This is a genomic window from Streptomyces sp. NPDC057287 (genome assembly GCF_042667905.1).
GTDB lineage: Bacteria > Actinomycetota > Actinomycetes > Streptomycetales > Streptomycetaceae > Streptomyces.
In genome coordinates this window covers 108,099-124,881 of record NZ_JBHUYV010000017.1, presented here as the reverse complement: position 1 = coordinate 124,881, position 16,783 = coordinate 108,099, and the positions used below count along the sequence as shown (strand labels likewise).

The window sequence follows — 16,783 nt, the reverse complement described above, 5'->3', positions numbered from 1 at the left end:
GGGGGCGCGCCCGCGGTGTTTCGGGGGGTGGTGGTTTCCTGGGCTCCCCCTCGGTGCTTTTGGGCCGCCGGGGGGGGGGGGTCCCCGGGGGGGGGGCCCCCGTGGGGCCCCCCGCCGGCGACTGCGAGTCATATCTGGATGGTGATCATCTCTTTCGTACGACCACGAAGTCGGCGAGCTCGGTGAGCTGCGCCCGCACTCGTTCCGGCATGTCGACGCCGTGCAGCGCCTCGATGGCTACCGCGTGCTGACGGCGGGCTTCCTGGGCGGTCCACTCGCGGCCGCCCGCCTCCTCGATGAGTGCCGCGCGGGCGGCGAACTCCTCTTCGGAGAAGCTGTCGAAGTCGGTGCTCCTGGCGTCGGCGGCGAGCAGCTCGCCCAGCCGCTCCGAGGCCGGTCCGCCCGCGGCGAGCGCGGCTACAACGGGAAGCGACTTCTTGCGCTGCCGCAGATCGCTCCAGGTCTGCTTGCCCGTGGACTCCGGGTCGCCCCAGATCCCGAGCAGGTCGTCGACGGCCTGGAAGGCGAGGCCGAGGTGGTAGCCGTACGCCTCCAGGACGTCGGCGGTGCGGTCGTCGGCTCCGCCGAGCACGGCGCCGATGGAGACGGCGCAGGCGAGCAGGGCGCCCGTCTTGTTGCCCTCCATCTCCAGGCACTCCTCGACGGTGACCCGCTCGCGGTGCTCGTAGGAGATGTCCTGGGCCTGGCCGTCGATCAGCTTGCGGCTGGCCGTGGTCAGCCTGCGGGCCGCCCGGCCGGCCTCGACGGTGCCGAGCTCCAGCAGGATCTCGTTGGCCAGCGCGAAGAGCGCGTCGCCGACGAGGATCGCCTGGGCGGGGCCGTGCACCTTCCACACGGTGTCGCGGTGGCGGCGCTGCTCGTCGCCGTCCATCAGGTCGTCGTGCAGCAGCGAGAAGTTGTGCACGAGTTCGACAGCTACGGCGCCGGGGATCCCTGCCTCTGCCGGGGCTCCCGCCGCTTCCGCGGACAGCAGGGCCAGAGCGGGGCGCACGGCCTTGCCGCCGTCGCCGTCGGCGGGCCGGCCCTGGGCGTCGATCCAGCCGAAGTGGTAGGCCGCGACGGTGTCCATGGGCGGCGCCAGCCGGTCCACAGCAGCTCGCAGCACCGGCGCTGACAGGGCCCTCCCGCGCTCCAGAAGCGCGGTGACGTCCGCGGTGTCCACCACGGTGTCGTAAGCCGGATTCGCCGGGGTCACAGACTCTCCTCTTGTTCCGGTGGTACTGCTCATGCCGCCTCCTGCAGCGGATGTTCGTGGGGCCGGCCGAGGGCCTGGAGTGCGGCGTCCGCGGCACTGAAGCCACTGCGGACGGCCCCCTCCATCGTGGCGGGCCAGCCGGTGGCGGTCCATGCTCCCGCCAGGTGCAGCCCGGGGGCGCGGGTGTGCGTGCCCGGCCTCAGGCGTCCCGCGCCGGGCGCGGGCGCGAAGGTCGCCGTGCGTTCCCGGGTGACGAAGAAGTCGCGGATCCCCGCGCCCCGCGCGGCCGGGAGGAGCCGTTCCAGCTCGGGCACGTAGCGCTTGCGCAGCTCGGCGACGGGCAGGTCGATCTCGTCCTGCGCCGCCGACTGGGATACGGCGAGGTACTGGCCGCCGCCCTGGAGACCGGAGGACGCCGTGCGGTCGAAGACCCATTGCACGGGCGACCCGAGCGCCGCGAAGAACGGCCTGCGCAGCACCGTGCGGTCGTAGACGACGTGCACGTTGAGGATCGGTGCGTCGGTGAGGGCGAGCAGCCGGCCGGGGTCGTCGAGGGCCCCCTCGGGCAGCAGCCGGTGGGTCTCCCCCTGGGGCACGGCGAGGACGACGGTGTCCGCCTCGATCGTCTCCCCGTCGGTGCCGACGGCCCAGCGGCCGTTCTCGGCACGGGTGAGGGAGGCGACCCGGGTGCGCAGGTGGATCGCCACGCCCGCCGATTCGAGCGCCTTGCGGGCGAGGGTGTCGTGGAGGTCCCCGAGGGGCACGGCGGCCCAGCCGATGTCGGCGGCGCCCGGTTCGGAGAGTAGCCCCGTCTTGAAGACCTTCGCGGCCAGTGCCATGGAGGCGTTCGGAGCGGTGGCGTTGAGCGTGGCGACGCCGACGAGGTCCCACAGGGCCTCGATGGCGCGCTCCGACTGCCCCTGGCGACGGAGCCAGGAGGCGAAGTCGATGCCGTCGAGCGCGGGGTCGGCGGGGTCGAGACGGCCGAGGGCCAGCGCGGCGCGGGCGACGCCGGCCTTCTCCACGAGCGAGAGGTGCGGGTAGGCGGCGAGCCCGCCGGCGAGGTGCAGCGGCACGGGCAGCGCGGTGCGGCGCAGCCGTCCGAGCCTCGGTCCGGCCGGCCGGCCCACGTCGAGCACGGGCACGTCGAGCCGGTCCTGGAGCGGTGCGAGGTGGGCGCCCTCGATCCGGTCGAGGAACCAGCGGTAGCCCGTGCAGCAGCGCAGGTAGACGTGCTGGCCGTTGTCGACGGAGAGGTCGCCGCGCCGGAAGGAGAAGGCGAGGCCGCCGAGCCGGGGGCGGCCCTCCAGCAGGGTCACGTCGAGCCCCGCGTCGGCGAGCCGCAGCGCCGTGGTGACGCCCGCGAGGCCGCCGCCGACGACCACGGCGCGGGAGGACCGAGGGCTCGGGCCGGTCATGCCCGCTCCCTTCGCCGGGTGGCCGCGGTCATCGGCTCATGCCGCGCCGTCGCAGACAGGGACGCACCGGGGCGCTCGGGGGTTGCCCGCCCCGCGCGTCGGATCGGGCCCGCCATCAGACCCTCCCCCTGGCAGTCCGGCGTGAGATGTAGCGCGCGTCGAGACCCGAGAGGCCGCGCACCGCAACGTACGCCTTCTCGTGGCCGGGCAGTGAGACCCGGCCGCGCAGGACTGCCTCGGGATCGCGTTCGATCCGGTCGAGGAGCCGGCGGTAGATGCCGGCCATGGCCGCCACGCAGGCGCCGCTGCGACGGTCCAGCATCGGCAGCAGCCGGTAGCCCTCGGCGAAGAGGGCCCGGGCGCGCCGGACCTCGAAGTGCACCAGCCCGGCGAAGTCGGAACCGGGGGGCGGGGTGGCCCGGTGGAAGCCGGCGGAACAGCCGAACTTCGCGAGGTCGTCGGCGGGCAGGTAGGTGCGCCCGTTGCCCGCGTCCTCGCGGACGTCACGCAGGATGTTGGTGAGCTGGAGCGCGAGGCCGAGGGTGTCGGCGTACTCCGCGGCGCGTTCGGCGCCGGGGGCGCCCGCTTCCGTCCCGAAGACGCCCAGGCTGAGGCGCCCGATGGCACCGGCGACGCACCGGCAGTACGTCTTCAGGTCGTCCCAGGTCTCGTAGGTCGCGCCGCGCACGTCCATCAGCACGCCGTCGATGAGCTCGTCCAGGCCGCCGAGCGGCAGCGGGAAGCGGTGGGCGGCGTCGGCCAGGGCGACCGCGACCGGGTCGGTGTCGTCCTCGTCGACCGCGCCGTCCCGGATGCGCCCGAGCAGCTGCCGGGTGTCCTCCAGCCGGACGTGCTTGGTCTCCGCGTCCAGCTCGCCGTCGCCGATGTCGTCGACCCGACGGGAGAAGGCGTACAGCGCCGACATGGCCTGCCGCTTCTCGTACGGCAGCAGACGGATGCCGTACGCGAAATTGCGGGCCTGCTGTCCGGTGACGGCCTCGCAGTAGCTGTATGCGGCCTGTACCGGTGCCGACATGTACGTCGTCTGTCCCTCCACGGTCCGGCTCACCCCTCTCTGTGCGCTCTTCGCAGGACGTCTCCCACCTCGCGCAGAAGTCTGGGCGCGGTGGGCTTGGGCGGTCCGGGCAGTACGTCGAAACCGGCGGCCGCGACGGCGACGAGGGCGGCTCGTCCGCCGCCGACGAATCCGGCGAGCAGCAGCCTGAGCCGGCCGTGGACACTGCCCACCAGGGGGATGCCCTCGTCCAGCAGCTCGCGGGCGCGCTCCGCCTCGTAGGCGATCAGGGCGCGTACCGCCGCGCCTGCGGACGGCACGGCCAGGTCGGATTCGCCGACGTGGAAGCGTGCCATGTCCTCGGCGGGCAGGTAGATCCGGTCGCGGCCGAGGTCCTCTGCGACGTCCTGGAGGTGCTCGGCGATCTGCAGGGCGGTGCAGACGGCGTCGGAGCGGCGGATCCGTTCGGGGCTCGCGGTGCCGGTGATCTGCAGGACGAGGCGTCCGACGGGGTTGGCGGAGAGCTCGCAGTAGGCCAGCAGCTCCCCGTAGGTGCCGTAGCGGCGGACCTTCTGGTCCTGCCGGTTCGCTTCGACCAGGCCGAGGAAGGGTTCGGGGGTGAGCGCGCAGCGCCGCACGGTGGGGCGCAGGGCACGCATCAGGGGGTGGCGGGGGCCGTCGCCGGTGGCCGAGAACACTCGGTGCAGGTCGGCTTCGAGGGCGTCCAGCACGGCGAGGCGGTCCTCGCCCTGAGCGGGGTCGAGGCCGAGGTGGCGGGCGTCGGCACCGCCGGGGGCCAGGTCGCCGTCACCGATGTCGTCGACGAGGCGGGCGAATCCGTAGACGGCCATCAGGTCGTCGCGCCAGGCGCGGGGCAGGAAGAAGGGTGCCACGGGGAAGTTCTCGTCCGCGGCCTTGCCGAGCGTGGCGGTCACGGCGTCGACGCGCGCCCGCTGGACGGGGGTCACTGCGTACCACCCGACGCGGGGACGGCGAAACCACGTCGGAGCTGGAGATTTTCCATCATTGCCGTCATATCTCCCGTTCTACACTGCCGACCCAAAACATCCCTTTTCGGACACGCCGCTCGTCCGGCCGAGTGCGACATGCGCACAACGGGCGATGTGCCGGGGCGTATCACCCCACAGTGCCGCGAATCAGTACCGTGACAGCTTACGTTGTACAGCTCACAGAGCCTCGCCCGGGTGCAGCACGCCCTCCTGCCACACTCCGGCCGCCGTCAACCTTCCCCGGATCGGGGATGGTTGACGTCATCCGCCGGGAGGAGATCCCCCCGGGCCTCCCGGCGGCCCCGGCCTCGCCCGGCCGTGACACCGCAAGGGCCCCCGCCGCTGTGCTCCGGCGGGGGCCACTCGCACGCGACGGCTACTTGCCGGTCTCCCGCTCGTAGGCCTTCAGCACCTCTTCGGTGGGTCCGTCCATCAGGAGCTCGCCCTTTTCCAGCCACAGAACCCGGTCACAGGTGTCCCGGATGGTCTTGTTGTTGTGGCTGACCAGGAAGACGGTGCCGGCCTCCTTGCGCAGCTCGCGGATCCGCTCCTCCGAGCGGACCCGGAACTTGCGGTCTCCGGTGGCCAGGGCCTCGTCGATCATGAGGACGTCGTGGTTCTTGGCCGCCGCGATCGAGAACCGCAGGCGAGCCGCCATGCCGGACGAGTACGTCCGCATGGGCAGGGTGATGAAGTCACCCTTCTCGTTGATCCCGGAGAAGTCCACGATGTCCTTGTACCGCGCGCGGATCTCCTCGCGGCTCATGCCCATCGCGAGGCCGCCGAGCACGACGTTGCGCTCGCCGGTCAGGTCGCTCATCAGCGCGGCGTTGACGCCGAGCAGCGACGGCTGGCCGTCGGTGTACACCTTGCCGTGCTCGGTCGGCAGCAGGCCGGCGATGGCCCGCAGCAGGGTCGACTTCCCGGAGCCGTTGGTGCCGATGAGACCGATGGCCTGGCCCCGGTAGGCGGTGAAGGAGACGCCCCGCACCGCGTGCACCTTGCGCACGCCACGCGGTTCGCCCTTGCCTCGGCGCATGATCCGGCTCAGCGCCGCGGTGGCGCTGCCCTTGCCTCCACCTGTGCCGTTGACCCGGTACACGATGTGCACGTCGTCCGCGATCACGGTGGGGATGTGTCCCTGGGACGATTCCTCAGCCACGGCCGTACCGTTCCTCTGCCTTCCAGAAGTACACGAAGCCCACGACGCCCACCACGAGCGCCCAGGCGAGCCCGACCGCCCAGACGTGCTGCGGCAGGTTCTCGGAGCCGTAGCCGTCGATGAGCGCGAAGCGGACCAGGTCCATGTAGATGGCCGCCGGGTTGTACTGCAGCACGTCGGCGATCCACTGCGGCTTGTCCGCCAGCATCACGGGGATGGAGAACATCACGCCCGAGGCGTACATCCACGTGCGCATGACGAACGGCATCAGCTGGGCGAGGTCGGGCGTCTTGCTGCCCAGCCGGGCCATCACGAGGGCCAGGCCGGTGTTGAAGAGGAACTGCATGGCCAGCGCCGGGATCACGAGCAGCCAGGAGAGCGACGGATAGCTGCCGAAGCCCACCGCCACGGCCACCAGCACGATCATCGAGTACAGCAGCTGCTGGAGCTGCTGCAGCGAGAACGAGACCGGCAGCGAGGCCCGCGGGAAGTGCAGCGCCCGGACCAGGCCGAGGTTTCCGGCGATGGACCGCACCCCGGCCATGACCGAGCTCTGGGTGAAGGTGAAGACGAATACCCCGGTCACCAGGAACGGGATGAAGACCTCCTGGCTCATCCCCTTACGGGTGCCCAGGATCAGCCCGAAGATCAAGAAGTAGACCAGGGCGTTCAGCAGCGGCGTGGCCACCTGCCACAGCTGACCGAGCTTGGCCTGGCTGTACTGAGCGGTCAGCTTGGCCCTCGAGAACGCCAGGATGAAATGCCGGCGGCCCCAGAGCTGCCGGACGTAGGCGAACAGCCCGGGCCGGGCGCCGCTCACCGTCAAGCCGTACTTGTCGGCCAGCTGGGACGCGTTCAGTCCCTCGTCGGCGGACGGCGGGCTGCTCAGCGCAATCCCGCCGTCGTGGGTCGTGTCACTCACAGTTAAGAACTCTCGTCTTCACAATGCGCAGCCGGTCGCGGGCGCGGCCAGGGCGGACAGGTTCCCCGTACGGAATGAATACGGCTCATGCTCTCAGAGGTGAGCCTCTCAGATCACCGGCGGCCGGCCCAGTCTGGTCAGCCGCCATACCGTACGCCACCTCATGGGGCGCCGCGGTCCGCAGGGCGTGGTCCAGCCTTCCCGGAAGCCTCCGAACCATGCCTTGAGCGCGGGCGCCGAAGGCCTGCGGACCAGGGTGAGGAGCAGCCAGACCCCGACGTAGAGGGGAACCAGTGGTGCGGGCAGGTTCCGGCGGGCCAGCCAGACCCGGTTGCGGGCCACCATGCGGTGGTAGACCGCGTGCCGTGAGGGAGCGGTGGTGGGGTGGTTGAGCACCATGTCCGCGCGGTAGTCGATCATCCAGCCGGCGTCCAGGGCACGCCACGCGAGGTCGGTCTCCTCGTGGGCGTAGAAGAACTCGCCGGGCAGCGGGCCGGCCTCGGCGATCACCTGGCTGCGCACGGCGTTAGCGCCGCCGAGGAACGTCGTGACACGGGAGGAGCGCATCGGGTCGGAGGCACGCAGCCGCGGCACGTGCCGCCGCTGGGTGACGCCGGTGTCCGGGTCCGCGATGCGGAACGTGATGATCCCGAGCTCCGGGTCCGCGTCGAACGCCTGCCGGCACAGCTCGGCGGTGTCGGTCTTCGGCAGGTACCCGTCGTCGTCGAGGAAGAGCAGCGCGTCCACGTCGGCTCCGGACGGGCCGAACGCCTCGATGCCGACGTTGCGGCCGCCCGGAATACCCAGGTTCTCGGGCAGCTCGACGGTCCGTACCCCCGGGGGGACGTCGGGGACCGGGGCGCCGTTGCCGACCACGACCACCTCGATCCGGGCGCCGTCCTGCCCGGCGACCGAGTCGAGGAGGGCGCGCAGTTCGTCGGGGCGGTTGCCCATGGTGATGATGACCGCGCCGAGTTTCATGGGTGAGCTCACTTCAGCCTGCTGGACGCCAGGATCGACACCAGGTGCAGGACGGTCTGGAGAAGGGCGATGCCGGCCATGACCGCGACCGCGAGACGGCTGAAGAAGAGGTCGTCCCTGACCACGTCGAGCACGGCCACCACGAGGATCACGAAGGACGCCTCGATACCGAGGATCAGCCGGTGGAACTTGAGCGCACCGGCCGCACGGCGGGCGAACGCCATCCCGGAGGAGCGCGGCTCGGACGCCGCCTCCTTGACGGGCGGCAGCCCGCCCTGGTGGCGTGCGACACCGACGAGGTCGGTCTCGGCCTTGATCATGATCGCGCCGAGCGCGGCGAGCGTGCCCAGGAAGGCCCACAGCCAGTCGACGCGCCCCGGGCCCCACAGGTCCGCGGCGCGCAGGCCGAAGCCGACCAGCACCGCCGCGTCGCACAGGTAGGCGGCCACCCGGTCCAGGTAGACCCCGCCCAGCGAGTACTGCTTCTTCCAGCGGGCCACCTCGCCGTCGACGCAGTCGAACAGCAGGTAGAGCTGGACCGCGAGCACGCCGAGCAGGGCACCCGGGATGCCCGGGACCAGCAGGGCGGGAGCCGCGAGGACGCCCGCGACGGTCATCACGTAGGTCAGCTGGTTGGGCGTGACCTTGGTGGTCACCAGGCGCCGGGTGATGCGCAGCGAGATCTCGCGCATGTAGAGCCGACCCGCCCAGTGCTCGCCGCTGCGCCGGTCCTTCACACCCGGAGGGTGGACGACCGGGCGGAGTTCAGCTATGGATGGCTTTTGCATAGTCGGCGTACGCGTCCCTGATCTGGTCGGTGGACAGGTTGAGGTGCTCCAGGATCGTGAAGCGTCCCGGGCGCGTCTGCGGGGCGTACTCGACGGCCCGCACGAATTCTTCGCCGGTGAAGCCGATCTCGTCGGGCAGCACCGGCAGCCCGTGGCGCCGCAGTACGGACGCCATGAGCAGCGACTCCTCCGGCGCGCCCCGCAGGTGCATGGCGAAGCAGGCGCCGAGGCCGACCTGCTCGCCGTGGCTGGCCGCGCGCTTCGGGTACAGCAGGTCGAAGGCGTGGTTGATCTCGTGGCATCCGCCCGAGGCCGGACGCGAGTCCCCCGCGATCGACATCGAGATGCCGGTCAGGACGAGGCCTTCGGCCAGCACCTTGAGGAAGGCGTCGTCGCCGATCCCGCCGGGGTGGCGCAGGACCGCCTCACCCGCCTGCCGGGCCATGGCGGCCGCGAGGCCGTCGATGTCCTCGCCGCGCTCCGCGTGGGCGAGCTCCCAGTCGGCGACGCAGGAGATGTTGGAGATCGCGTCGCCGATGCCGGAGCGCACGTAGCGTGCGGGCGCCTCACGGATGACGTCGAGGTCGATGACGACGGCGATCGGGGTGGGGACCCCGTAGGAGCCCCGTCCGTTGTCGTTGTCCAGGGTCGCGACCGGGGAGCAGAGTCCGTCGTGGGACAGGTTCGTCGCGACGGCGACCATGGGCATGCCCACGCGCGCCGCGGCGTACTTCGCCACGTCGATGATCTTGCCGCCGCCGAGGCCGACGACGGCGTCGTAGCGGTTGCCCTTGATGCCGTCGGCGAGCCGGACCGCGGAGTCGATCGTGCCGTCGGTGACCGGGTACCAGTCGGCACCCGGCAGCACCGGAGCGAGCCTCTCGCGCAGGGCGCGCCCCGACCCCCCGCTGATCGCGATGGCCAGCTTGCCCGACGCGGAGATCCGCTGGTCGGCGAGGAGACCGGCCAGATCGTCCATCGCGCCGCGCCGGATGTCGACGACGACGGGGGACGGAATGAGGCGGGTCAGTACAGGCACGCGATCTCCCTGCCCCTGGCGAGGTCGTCGTGGTTGTCGATCTCGACCCAGGTCACCTCTCCGATGGGCGCGACGTCGACCGTGAAGCCGCGGTTCACGAGCTCCTGGTAACCGTCCTCGTAGTAGAGGTCGGGGTCGCGCTCGAAGGTGGTCCTCAGGGCGTCGGCGAGCTCCTCGGCCGCCTCGGGCTCGATCAGCGTGACGCCGATGTACTCGCCGGTGGCGGTGGCCGGGTCCATCAGCTTGGTGATCCGGCGGACGCCCTTGCCGTCCTCGGTGATGACCTTCATCTCCTCGTCGGCGAGGGTCTTCACCGTGTCGAGGGCGAGGATGATCTTCTGCCCCTTGCCGCGCGCGTCCAGGAGGGTCTTCTCCACGGAGACCGGGTGCACGGTGTCGCCGTTGGCGAGGATGACGCCCTTCTTCAGGACCTCACGCGCGCACCAGAGGGAGTAGGCGTTGTTCCACTCCTCGGCCTTGTCGTTGTCGATCAGCGTCAGCGTCACGCCGTACGTGGCCTCGAACTCGGCCTTGCGGGCGTAGACCGCCTCCTTGCGGTAGCCGACGACGACCGCGACCTCGGTGAGTCCGACCTCGGCGAAGTTGGCCAGCGTCAGGTCCAGGACCGTCTTCTCGCCGTCCACCGGCACCAGGGCCTTGGGCAGCGTGTCCGTGTACGGACGCAGACGGCGTCCGGCACCGGCAGCCAGTACGAGGCCGATCATGCGAGTTCTCCTTCGTCGTGTACGGCGGGGGCCGAGGAGGACACCCAGAAGCGGATGGACTCCACGAGCACCACCAGAGCCACGGCGGCCGCGAGCGCGGTGAGAGCCGTGGTGAAACCGGAACCATGGGTCAGTACGGCGGCGAGAACGGCGACGACCAGGGTCCGGCCCTCGTGTCCGCCGATGATGCGCACCAGCCATCGGGGCGGCGCCCCGGTGCCGCCCCGGATGCGGTAGACCGTGTCGTAGTGATGGTAGGCGACGGCCGAAACCAGACCGAATGCCGCGGGAACCGCGTGCGGTACGTCACTGCGGGCGGCCAGCACCAGGATCGTGCAGTACTCGGCGGCCCGGAAGACCGGCGGGACGAGCCAGTCGAGCGCGCCCTTGAGCGGCCGCGAGACGGCGAGGCCGGAGAGGACCGCGTAGACCACCGCGGCTCCCACCGTCAGCAGGCCGCCGTAAGGGGCGAACAGCGCGGCGGCGACCATGACGAGCGCTCCGGCGAGTGCCAGGAACGGGGCGGTGAAGCCTCCGCCGGGACGCCGCAGCACGGCGGCGACACCCTGCGCGAGGGGACCCGAGTCGGCGAGGTCGGCAAGGGCCCGGGCGGCGCGGTCGGTGCGCTTCGCCTTGCGGGTCAGCGAGCGCAGCAGCCGGCCGGCCGTGGTGTAGCAGGCGGCCAAGGAGCAGCCGACGAGCAGGGCGTAGAAGACGATCCGGGGGGTGGTCACCGCGGTGAGCACGGCGATCATGGCCCAGCGCTCGCCGATGGGCAGGACTATCATCCGGCGCAGCCAGACCGTCCAGCCCACGCTGTCGAGCTTGTCGGAGAGCGCGGCGGTGGGGCTCGTGTTGGACACCGCGTCGTGGTTCGCCTCGTTGAACGAGAAGTCGACGACATGGCGGCAGGCCTGGAGCACCATGGCACCGAGGGCGAGGACCCACACGTCGTCGCCGCCCCGGGCGGCGCCGAGGGCGAGGCCCGCGTAGTACGCGTACTCCTTGGCCCGGTCGAAGGTGGCGTCCAGCCAGGCGCCCATCGTCGAGTACTGGAGCGAGTACCGGGCGAGCTGCCCGTCGGTGCAGTCCAGGACGAAGGAGAAGAGCAGGAGCAGCCCGGCCGCGACGTAGCCGCCGCGGGTGCCGGTCGCCGCGCTGCCGGCCGCGATCAGCGCGGTGATCAGCGAGGCGGTGGTGACCTGGTTCGGGGTGAACCCCCGCCGGGCGCACCAGCGTGCGATGTAGCGGGAGTAGGGGCTGATGAAGTAGGTGGTGAAGAAGCCGTCGTGGGCCTTCACCGCGCTGCGCAGCCGTACGGCCTCGTCGTCGACGGCGGCCACGGCTTCCCGTGCGGCGATGCGCTCCTCGGGTCCGGTCGGCACGGTTGCCGTGAGCGAACCGAGCTCGGGGCGCCGCACGTCGGTGCCTTCCGCGTCCAGCGCCACGGCCAGCCGGCCGGGCACGGTGCGTTCCTCGGTGACGGTTCCGGCGCCGGGGGGTGCGACGGGACTCCCGGCACCAACGGCGGTGACGGCCCGCCGCAGGGCGCGGAGCAGCGCGGGGCGGGCCTCGGGCTGCGCGGTGAGCGCACCGGGGATCGCCGCAGCGGCGAAGCGGGGGTCGGTGAGTCCGAGCCTGAGCGCGTGGACATGGCCGACGAAGCGGGGGTCCACGAGCGCGACGCGCCTGCTCGCGGGGACCGCTGCGAGCAGCTCGGCGGCCTCGGAGGCGTCAGCTGCGGCAGTGACTTCGAAGCCGAGCGACCGCAGATCGTCCTCGAGCGACGATCCGGGTACCGGCGCACCGGTGAGGATGGCGGTCGACAGACGAACTCACTCCTTGGGCTGCTCACGGGAACGGCGCGCGACTTGCGGCCCGGAGGTGGGCCGGCGGCACGTCGGCTGAGGCTATCGGATGAACGGAAGACCGAGTTCACCGCCCGTTTGTGCTCCGTTCGGGCGAATCAGCCATGATGCGGCGCCGTTCGCGATCATCATCGTCGATCAACGCCTCGGCCCACAAACCGCGTCCGGACAGCGCATAAGCTGACGCGTATGACGTGGTTGATCACCGGCGGGGCCGGTTACATCGGGGCACATGTGGCGAAGGCCATGACGGAGGCCGGGGAACGGGTCGTCGTCCTCGACGATCTCTCCACGGGCTTCGAGGAGCGACTGCCCGCGGGGGTCACCCTGGTGCGCGGCAGCGCCTACGACCGGGGCGTCCTGGACCGGGTCCTGGCGGAGCACGCCGTCACCGGTGTGGTGCACCTCGCGGCGAAGAAGCAGGTGGGAGAGTCCGTCGAGAAGCCGCTGCTCTACTACCGGGAGAACGTGACCGGGCTGGCCGTGCTGCTGGAGGCCGTGGTCGCGGCCGGTGTGCGGCGCTTCCTCCTCTCCTCGTCGGCGGCGGTGTACGGCGTCCCGGACGTGGAGCTCATCACGGAGGAGACGCCGTGCGCGCCGATCAACCCGTACGGCGAGACGAAGCTCGCCGGCGAGTGGCTGGTGCGTGCGACGGGCCACGCGCACGGCATCTCGACGGCCTGTCTGCGGTACTTCAACGTGGCGGGGTCCGCCGAGCCCGCACTGGCCGACACGGGTGTCTTCAACGTCGTCCCGATGTTCTTCGACCGGCTGACGCGGGGCGACGCACCGCGGATCTTCGGTGACGACTACCCGACGCCGGACGGCACCTGTGTACGCGACTACATCCATGTCGCCGACCTCGCCGAGGCGCATCTCGCCGTCGCCAGGAAGCTGGACCGGGACGCCGAGGAGACGGCCGGCTCGGACCTCACCGTGAACATCGGACGGGGCGAGGGCGTCTCGGTGCGGCGGCTCGCCGAGCTGGTGGCCGAGGTGACAGGTATCCCCGCGGAGCCCGTGGTCGAGCCGCGCAGGCCGGGGGACGCGGCCCGGGCGGTCGCGTCGTCCGCCCGGATGACCGGGGAACTGGGCTGGACGGCACGCCGCGGCATGCGCGAGATGGTGCTGTCCGCGTGGGAGGGCTGGTGCCGGCTGCACCCCGAGGCCCGCTCGCAACGGTGAGGGACCGCTCCCCCGCGACGCTCTGACCTGCGATCGTTTCCGCAGGTCAGAGCACATGACAACGGTGTTCAGTGCCGTGTTGCCCGCCACCCCGCCCCCGTAGTTCACTGGCCACATCGGGCGACCTGCGTCCGAGCTCTCCGAGTCGTTCGCATGCGAGCTGTCCGAGGGGCACGACGCGTTTCCGGAGGCGTTCTCATGGGGGCTGGCCACGATCACGGGCACACGCACGGAGGGCCGCCCCCGACGGGGACGACGGCCGCCGCCGCGTACCGCGGCCGGCTCCGGGTCGCCCTGGGCATCACCCTCGGCGTCATGGTCATGGAGATCGTCGGCGGGCTGCTCGCCGATTCGCTCGCCCTGATCGCGGACGCCGCCCACATGGCGACCGACGCGCTGGGCCTGGGCATGGCCCTGCTGGCCATCCACTTCGCCAACAAGCCGGCCGGCCCCAACCGCACCTTCGGTTTCGCCCGTGCCGAGATCCTCGCCGCGCTGGCCAACTGCCTGCTGCTCCTCGGTGTCGGCGGCTACCTGGTCTTCGAAGCCGTCGACCGCTTCATCACTCCGGCCGAGACCCGGGGCGGTCTGGCCATCGCGTTCGCCGCCGTCGGGCTCGTCGCCAACGTGGTCTCGCTCTCCCTGCTGGTGCGCGGGCAGCGGGACAGCCTCAATGTGCGGGGTGCCTATCTCGAGGTCGTCGCGGACACGCTCGGCTCGGTGACCGTGCTGGTCTCCGCCGGCATCATCATGGCCACCGGCTGGCAGGCCGCCGACCCCATCGCCTCGCTGCTGATCGGCCTCATGATCGTCCCCCGTACGGTGAAACTCCTGCGGGAGACGCTCGACGTGCTGCTGGAGTCGGCGCCCAAGGGCGTCGACATGGCAGAGGTACGCGCGCACATCACGGCCCTGCCGGGTGTGCTGGACGTCCATGACCTGCACGCCTGGACGATCACCTCCGGCATGCCGGTCCTCTCCGCACACGTGGTCGTGCACCAGGAGATGCTCGACTCGATCGGTCACGAGAAGCTCCTGCACGATCTGCAGGGCTGCCTGGGCCATCACTTCGACGTCGAGCACTGCACCTTCCAGCTGGAGCCCAGCGGGCACGCGGAGCACGAGGCGCGGCTCTGTCACTGAGCCGCCGGGAGGCCGCCGGCGCCGGTGCCGGCGGCCTCGGGCGCGCGGTGGTGCGGGCGGGGCCGGACGCCGCACGGCTGCGGGGCGAGTCACTCGTCCTGGTGCTCGGCGACTCGGAGCACCACCCGGACTCGCGGTTCGGGACAGGCCGTCCTCCGAGGTGCCCGACGAGGTGATGACGGAGCCGGCCCCCGACGATTCCGCGCCCGTACCGAAGGGCACGATCCATTACCCGGACGTCCTCGGGGTCTGACGCGGTGTCCGTCCCGCCGCGCCCTCCGGGGTGCGGCGGGACGGACATGCCAGCACCCGAAGTGCGGACAAGCGGCTTTTGTACGGCAGACTTGACCGCACTCGAGGGGTCCGGCGCACGAGGCCGGGAACCAAAGCGAAGGATGGGTATGCCGACCACACCAGCCACCGCGGCGAACAGCTCGTCGAACGGCACAGCAGACGCGATCATGCTCGAACTGGTCGACGAGAGCGGCACCACCATCGGCACCGCGGAGAAGCTCGCCGCTCACCAGGCGCCGGGCCAGCTGCACCGGGCGTTCTCCGTCTTCCTCTTCGACGAGCAGGGACGGCTGCTGCTCCAGCGTCGCGCGCTCGGCAAGTACCACTCCCCCGGCGTGTGGTCGAACACCTGCTGCGGTCACCCCTACCCGGGAGAGGCGCCGTTCGCGGCCTCCGCCCGTCGTACGTACGAGGAGCTGGGGGTCTCGCCCTCGCTGCTCGCCGCGGCGGGCACGGTCCGCTACAACCACCCCGACCCCGTGTCGGGTCTGGTGGAGCAGGAGTTCAACCACCTGTTCGTGGGGATGGTGCAGGAACACCTGCGGCCGGACGAGGAGGAGGTCGGCGAGACGGCCTTCGTGACCGCCGGCGAGCTGGCGGAGCGTCATGCGGCCGCGCCGTTCTCGGCCTGGTTCATGACCGTGCTGGACGCCGCACGGCCCGCGATCCGGGAACTGACGGGGCCGTCCGCGGGCTGGTGAGGCGGCGCGCCGCAGGGGCGGTCAGAGCTGCGTCTTCAGGGGCAGCGCCGCCCAGATGATCTTTCCGCCGCCCGCGGTGTGCTCCACGTCGCAGGTGCCGCCCGCCTCGGCGGTGATCTCCCGCACCAGGAGCAGCCCGCGGCCGCCGGTCTGCGCGTAGTCGGTGACGAGTGCGGTCGGGCGGTAGGGGTGGTTGTCCTCGACGGAGACCCTGATCCATTCCGCGCCGATGGCCACCTCGACCGCCAGTTCGGGCGAGAGCAGCGCCGCGTGCCGGACGGCGTTGGTGACCAGTTCCGACACGATCAGCAGCAGACCCTGCAGGATGTCGTCCTCGACGGGCACGCCCTGCCGGTCGATCAGATCCCGCACCGCGTGCCGGGCCTGCGGCACCGAGACGTCCACAGCGGGGGCGGTGAAGCGCCACACCCCCTCGTACGGCACGGGATGGGCCGGAACACTCCCACGGCTCTCCATAGACCGATACCCGCTCTCGACTCGCATATCACTGACTATCGAGTAATGAGTGTCGGGAAGAGCGTGGTCCGGACCGCAGCTCTGAACATAAGTGGTCTGCTCTTGAAGCAATTTGACCGAATGAGTATGACGGCGTCAGGTGATTGGACTACTTCTCACCTTCTTCAGGCGTCATCTGGTCCGTCACCAGACCGACGACGCGTCGTCCTCCCACTCCGATGGCGATCAGCCCGAGTCCGTCGAACAGCAGGGCCAGGGAGAAGAAGCACCCGAGCACGTAGAGACTGCTGTGCGGCCAGTCGACGAGCACCAGCACGCCCAGCAGCAGCCCGAAGGCTCCTTGCAGCAGCGTCCAGCCGAACTGGGGCCCGCGTACGACGACACTGCCGACCAGCCGGAACACTCCCCCGGTGAGGAAGAGGAGCGCGGCGAACATCGTCAGTGCCTCGGCCGTGCCCACCGGGTTCCTGATGACGACGACACCGGCCGCGATGTTCAGCGCGGCGACCACCACGCCCAGCCAGAAGTACGGGGTGCCGCGGGCCTGGACCGCGTGGAGGAGGCCGACGAGGCCGCCGATCAGCAGCAGCCAGCCGAAGAGGATCATCGAGGTCAGGGTGGCCACGCCGGTGTAGACGAGTCCGACGAGCCCCGCCACGGCGAGCAGGGCTCCCAGCAGGGCGAGCACGCCGAAGCTGCGGCTGAGCTTCCTGCCCTCGGCGGCGGGCCCGGACTTCCCGGCCGGGGCTCCGGCCCTCTTCCCGCCCCCGGGTCCGGTCCTCTTCCCGCCCTCGCTCGTGGGTCCGGTCATCGACAGCTCCTCACGGTGCGTGCCTGCT

The 16,783-nt window shown here is 71.3% G+C and carries 16 protein-coding genes; 3 read left to right on the top strand and 13 right to left on the bottom strand.

What is annotated here, in order from left to right; all coding sequences use genetic code 11:
* Positions 1 to 145 precede the first annotated feature (145 nt).
* From ACFUNE_RS28745 to ACFUNE_RS28695, 11 genes are all read right to left on the bottom strand, one after another.
* Positions 146 to 1,249 carry a polyprenyl synthetase family protein gene (locus ACFUNE_RS28745; RefSeq protein ID WP_329235898.1) on the bottom strand — a complete coding sequence of 368 codons (1,104 nt, stop codon included), beginning with the start codon at positions 1,247 to 1,249 and terminating at the stop codon, positions 146 to 148.
* Entirely contained in the window at positions 1,246 to 2,634 is a 1,389-nt protein-coding gene (gene hpnE / locus ACFUNE_RS28740) for a hydroxysqualene dehydroxylase HpnE (protein WP_383574027.1), read from the bottom strand. Before hpnE ends, ACFUNE_RS28745 begins: the two co-directional genes overlap by 4 nt.
* A gap of 115 nt (positions 2,635 to 2,749) precedes the next feature.
* Positions 2,750 to 3,670, bottom strand: coding sequence for a presqualene diphosphate synthase HpnD (gene hpnD / locus ACFUNE_RS28735; RefSeq protein ID WP_383574025.1), 921 nt, complete (start codon positions 3,668 to 3,670; stop codon positions 2,750 to 2,752).
* 29 nt (positions 3,671 to 3,699) lie between these two features.
* The gene (gene hpnC, locus ACFUNE_RS28730) at positions 3,700 to 4,617 is read right to left on the bottom strand and encodes a squalene synthase HpnC (protein WP_383574023.1); all 918 of its coding nucleotides are present in this window, start codon (positions 4,615 to 4,617) and stop codon (positions 3,700 to 3,702) included.
* Positions 4,618 to 5,035: 418 nt separating this feature from the next.
* Positions 5,036 to 5,821 (bottom strand): ABC transporter ATP-binding protein, encoded by a 786-nt coding sequence (locus ACFUNE_RS28725; protein ID WP_376374976.1) that lies wholly within the window; start codon positions 5,819 to 5,821, stop codon positions 5,036 to 5,038.
* The gene (locus tag ACFUNE_RS28720) at positions 5,814 to 6,743 is read right to left on the bottom strand and encodes an ABC transporter permease (RefSeq protein WP_383574020.1); all 930 of its coding nucleotides are present in this window, start codon (positions 6,741 to 6,743) and stop codon (positions 5,814 to 5,816) included. The genes ACFUNE_RS28725 and ACFUNE_RS28720 overlap by 8 nt, the downstream gene beginning before the upstream one ends.
* A 108-nt stretch (positions 6,744 to 6,851) precedes the next feature.
* Complete coding sequence (locus ACFUNE_RS28715; RefSeq protein ID WP_383574019.1) at positions 6,852 to 7,724, bottom strand: glycosyltransferase family 2 protein; 873 nt, start codon at positions 7,722 to 7,724, stop codon at positions 6,852 to 6,854.
* An 8-nt stretch (positions 7,725 to 7,732) separates the two neighbouring features.
* Positions 7,733 to 8,512 (bottom strand): CDP-alcohol phosphatidyltransferase family protein, encoded by a 780-nt coding sequence (locus ACFUNE_RS28710; RefSeq protein ID WP_383574017.1) that lies wholly within the window; start codon positions 8,510 to 8,512, stop codon positions 7,733 to 7,735.
* The gene (locus ACFUNE_RS28705) at positions 8,490 to 9,551 is read right to left on the bottom strand and encodes an iron-containing alcohol dehydrogenase family protein (protein ID WP_383574016.1); all 1,062 of its coding nucleotides are present in this window, start codon (positions 9,549 to 9,551) and stop codon (positions 8,490 to 8,492) included. Before ACFUNE_RS28705 ends, ACFUNE_RS28710 begins: the two co-directional genes overlap by 23 nt.
* Entirely contained in the window at positions 9,539 to 10,276 is a 738-nt protein-coding gene (locus tag ACFUNE_RS28700; RefSeq protein ID WP_383574014.1) for a sugar phosphate nucleotidyltransferase, read from the bottom strand. Before ACFUNE_RS28700 ends, ACFUNE_RS28705 begins: the two co-directional genes overlap by 13 nt.
* On the bottom strand, positions 10,273 to 12,048 hold the full coding sequence (locus tag ACFUNE_RS28695) for a DUF5941 domain-containing protein (RefSeq protein WP_383574144.1): 1,776 nt from the start codon (positions 12,046 to 12,048) through the stop codon (positions 10,273 to 10,275). The genes ACFUNE_RS28700 and ACFUNE_RS28695 overlap by 4 nt, the downstream gene beginning before the upstream one ends.
* Positions 12,049 to 12,333: 285 nt before the next feature.
* Here ACFUNE_RS28695 and galE point away from each other — a divergent pair, with 285 nt between their 5' ends.
* From galE to idi, 3 genes are all read left to right on the top strand, one after another.
* Entirely contained in the window at positions 12,334 to 13,329 is a 996-nt protein-coding gene (galE, locus tag ACFUNE_RS28690; RefSeq protein WP_383574012.1) for a UDP-glucose 4-epimerase GalE, read from the top strand.
* Positions 13,330 to 13,527: 198 nt separating this feature from the next.
* Positions 13,528 to 14,472 (top strand): cation diffusion facilitator family transporter, encoded by a 945-nt coding sequence (locus ACFUNE_RS28685; protein ID WP_383574010.1) that lies wholly within the window; start codon positions 13,528 to 13,530, stop codon positions 14,470 to 14,472.
* Positions 14,473 to 14,873: 401 nt separating this feature from the next.
* Entirely contained in the window at positions 14,874 to 15,467 is a 594-nt protein-coding gene (gene idi, locus ACFUNE_RS28680) for an isopentenyl-diphosphate Delta-isomerase (RefSeq protein WP_383574008.1), read from the top strand.
* A 21-nt stretch (positions 15,468 to 15,488) separates the two neighbouring features.
* Here the strand turns inward: idi and ACFUNE_RS28675 are convergent, their stop codons facing one another.
* Together ACFUNE_RS28675 and ACFUNE_RS28670 are read right to left on the bottom strand one after the other, a co-directional pair.
* Positions 15,489 to 15,944, bottom strand: coding sequence for an ATP-binding protein (locus ACFUNE_RS28675; RefSeq protein WP_383574006.1), 456 nt, complete (start codon positions 15,942 to 15,944; stop codon positions 15,489 to 15,491).
* A gap of 148 nt (positions 15,945 to 16,092) precedes the next feature.
* Positions 16,093 to 16,755 (bottom strand): HdeD family acid-resistance protein, encoded by a 663-nt coding sequence (locus ACFUNE_RS28670; RefSeq protein ID WP_383574004.1) that lies wholly within the window; start codon positions 16,753 to 16,755, stop codon positions 16,093 to 16,095.
* Positions 16,756 to 16,783: the final 28 nt, after the last annotated feature.